Source organism: Alcanivorax sp. HI0083 (assembly GCF_001635175.1).
In genome coordinates this window covers 1-732 of record NZ_LWFX01000164.1, presented here as the reverse complement: position 1 = coordinate 732, position 732 = coordinate 1, and the positions used below count along the sequence as shown (strand labels likewise).

Genomic DNA, 732 nt, shown 5'->3' with positions numbered 1-732 from the left:
TCCCCATCTGGTGATGATGGAAGCATGGACCCGGGACGTGGGCGAGAGCCTTCTCGCCTTTATCATGAATGTAAGCGGCAGCTAGAGGTAAGTACCATGTGCGGCATTGTGGGTATTGTCGGTCATAGCCATGTGAACCAGGGGATCTACGATGCCCTGACCGTTCTCCAGCATCGTGGCCAGGATGCGGCTGGTATCGTGACCTGCGACGGTGATCGTCTCTACCTGCGCAAGGATAACGGCATGGTGCGCGATGTATTCCGCACCCGCCATATGCGCCGGCTGGTCGGTAACATGGGGATTGGCCATGTGCGCTATCCCACGGCAGGCAGCTCCAGTTCGGCGGAAGCCCAGCCGTTCTATGTGAACTCCCCCTACGGCATTACGCTGGCCCACAACGGCAACCTGACGAATGCGGAAGCTCTGGCCGAGCATATCTTTCGTGCCGACCTGCGCCACATCAACACCACCTCCGATTCCGAAGTCCTGCTGAACGTGTTTGCCCACGAGTTACAAAGCCGCGGCAAGTTGCAGCCGGAGCCGGAAGATATCTTTGATGCGGTGGCCGCAGTCCATCAACGAGTGGAAGGGGCCTACGCGGTGGTGGCCATGATTACCGGTTACGGCATTTTGGCTTTCCGCGACCCCCATGGTATTCGCCCGGTGTGCTTTGGCCGCAAGGACACCCCCAACGGCCCGGAATACATGGTGGCTTCCGAGTCTGTGGCTTTG

General features: G+C 59.2%; 1 protein-coding gene. It reads left to right on the top strand.

The genetic code is table 11. The features are described 5' to 3' along the window. Positions 1-96: 96 nt before the first annotated feature. On the top strand, positions 97-732 hold a 636-nt coding region (locus tag A3754_RS01765), incomplete at its 3' end, for an amidophosphoribosyltransferase (RefSeq protein ID WP_197468371.1).